At 46.7% G+C, this 2,514-nt stretch carries 4 protein-coding genes; 3 read left to right on the top strand and 1 reads right to left on the bottom strand.

What is annotated here, in order from left to right:
* Positions 1–21 precede the first annotated feature (21 nt).
* Positions 22–417: a TolC family protein gene (locus AC1RQI_RS16600; protein WP_481905723.1), complete on the bottom strand. Its 396-nt coding sequence runs from the start codon at positions 415–417 to the stop codon at positions 22–24.
* A gap of 278 nt (positions 418–695) precedes the next feature.
* Between AC1RQI_RS16600 and AC1RQI_RS16595 the strand changes: the two genes are divergently transcribed.
* Genes AC1RQI_RS16595 through AC1RQI_RS16585 form a run of 3 tightly spaced genes read left to right on the top strand, consistent with a single transcriptional unit; the run spans position 696 to position 2,400 of the window.
* Entirely contained in the window at positions 696–875 is a 180-nt protein-coding gene (locus AC1RQI_RS16595) for a hypothetical protein (RefSeq protein ID WP_481905722.1), read from the top strand.
* Positions 876–932: 57 nt separating this feature from the next.
* Positions 933–1,769 carry a pepsin/retropepsin-like aspartic protease family protein gene (locus AC1RQI_RS16590; protein WP_481905721.1) on the top strand — a complete coding sequence of 279 codons (837 nt, stop codon included), beginning with the start codon at positions 933–935 and terminating at the stop codon, positions 1,767–1,769.
* A 4-nt stretch (positions 1,770–1,773) separates the two neighbouring features.
* Positions 1,774–2,400 carry a hypothetical protein gene (locus AC1RQI_RS16585; protein WP_481905720.1) on the top strand — a complete coding sequence of 209 codons (627 nt, stop codon included), beginning with the start codon at positions 1,774–1,776 and terminating at the stop codon, positions 2,398–2,400.
* The last annotated feature ends 114 nt before the right edge of the window (positions 2,401–2,514 follow it).

Below are 2,514 nucleotides of genomic sequence, written 5' to 3'. Positions count from 1 at the left end.
ATACTGACCTGGAGCCAGCTCCTACAAAGAGCTGATAGCGGGTTCCGGGGCAAGTGGGTCGATTTGCTTGCGCTTACACCGAAACAATGGCTGCGTTAATGAGGCTTGATAACGGGTCGTGGCGGTCTCTTGCCGGCGCTCCGTGAGGCCACCAGACGGGGTCGGCTGGTCAGACCACTTGCGCTCCCGCGAATGCTTCGCGGAAATGTCCATTTTGGGCATCAGGCTGGCACGTCCCTGGTCCAGCGCCTCCTTGCCGGCATCACGCCGATGCCGCGCCGCCTGCAGTTCCGCATCATGCTCAAGCGCCAGCGCGTGCAACTCCGCCAGAGCGGGGGCGTCGCTGGAAGAGACGGCCTGCCCTGACAACACGAGCAGGACCGCCCAGATGACTGCTAAAGCTGCTCTCCTTTGCATCACACCACTAATCCATTTGGTGTCCCATTCCGCAAACCGCTTTAACGCTAACGGCCTGCAATTGATCCGTCAGGGACCGTGCATCACGCAAACACCAGGTTACAACTCAGTGATAGCCACTACGCCCATTCTGTGATCCAGTTCACACTTTTGAAGTGACAAGTATTGAAAGCAAGTAATTATCACTTCTAGATTGAAACCGTTGCTCCATGACCGGTCAGGGACAACACGGACGTAAATGGTTTCACTCAATACCAAAGACTGAAAGGAGATAAAGAATGCGTGAACTCAACGTACAGGAAGTTGATCAGGTTAGCGGGGGAGGTTTCTTCGAATCCATTGTTGATTGGTGGAATGACCTCACAACATTTGATGTAGGGGGAGCAAGTGTGCAGGTGCAACCAGATGTAAAATTGGACGGGAGTTACTATGGCGTTAAAATAGACGCTGAATGGTAACCAAATAATCAACCTGGGCTGCCATCTTTAGTGGCAGCCCTATTTATGCAATAAGCCATGAAAAAAACACTATTTTACTTATTCATATTTATTCTCGTTGCCGGATGCTCGTCCAACAATACAAAAAGCGGAATCAATATTGACGTCCTGCACAAAAATAGCAGCTGTCTGTTTCTGGCCCAATCTAGCAACAACAATCGTTACTATATCGTAGATACGGGAGCAAGCTCTTCTATTTTAAACTCAAAATACCTGAAACACAACAACCCCAAAAAAATACACAAAAACATCAAAACACCCTTTGGAGAAAAACAAATACAAACAACACCAATAAAGAGCATTGATATAAAGAACACAAGCTTCAAATTCAGGTCCCCCGTAAACGCTGGAGTCACTAACTTAAAAAATATTGAAGACAGAACAAACCTTAATATCGAAGGGGTGATAGGGCTTGATATACTAGGGGGGATGATATTGGAATACAGACAAAGCAAAAAATCGGCTAAACTATACCCAACCAGCAACATCTCCCCCAAAACTGATACCTTCAAAACTCATAAACTTAACTCCAAAGGAAGACTAAAATCTATAAAGATAAACAACACCAAAGCCGAAAACCTCATATTAGATACAGGAGCCACGACGAGTGGCCTAAAAAACAACACTATTTCCCAGCTATCCAGTCAGTGCACAACTCGGAATAAAAAAGTAAGCACCCTAAGAGGTGATGTAGTACAAGAGGCTTGGATCTGCCAAGATATAACCATTAACAATCAAAAATTCAAAAAATTTAAGTTTTACTCCGAAAGGCTTAACAACTTAGGGACAGATTATCTTTGCAACACTGACTTCTATATAGACTTCCCTAAAAGAACCCTCTATTTAAAGCGTTAACTTGATGTCAAAAGTGTTTTCCAAAAAACTGGCTTTTATTATACTCTTATTGCTTTTTGGACAACATCCAAGTCATGCTCAACCTAAGGTAGCTCACTATGCATCTATCACATATATAGATGTATCCAAAGGCGCCACGGAAGATTGGGAATTGCTGGCAGGGTTGGATGTGGAGTGGAGGTTCTCTGATTCGCTTTCCGGATTTGTGGGGATGGGCTTAAGTCTTCCCATGGTCTGGAACGCGGATGTAGCGGAGCGTACGGAAACAGTAGGAACGAGGCAACGCTCAGAGGGCACAGTGCGCCCGAGTGAACAAGTTGGAGAGAACCACCAAGGCGTCCCTTTCCAAGCCCGTACCGGCCTGGTTGTTGAACCATTTGGCTCCAGGGGGTTCACCCCTTATATCAGGTGCGGCGTAGCCGCAGCGGTCACACGCTTTGAGGAATGCCAAGATTCTGATCAGGGTCATCACTGTGATATTGGTTCGGAAGGAACAAGCATTGGTATCCTGGCGATAGGCGGCCAAGCAAAGCGGGTGTTCGGCAATAATCCCCTTCGTATGGAGGTTGGGTTCCATAAGGCCCCAAACACCTTTGAAGCTATTACCTTTAAACTATCCACAGGCTTTTAGCGCTCTTTTTCTCCATAACAGCTCCATGGCTTAACGTTGAGCGTGTATGGACTCCTCCTCTTTTGCAAGCACTTTGTTCGATCGCGACTGAGGTACGACTGCCTACGTGTATCC

The organism is Salicola sp. AFF1 (assembly GCF_056783195.1).
The sequence above is the reverse complement of the archived record's forward strand: the minus strand, read 5'-3'. Positions and strand labels throughout refer to the sequence as shown.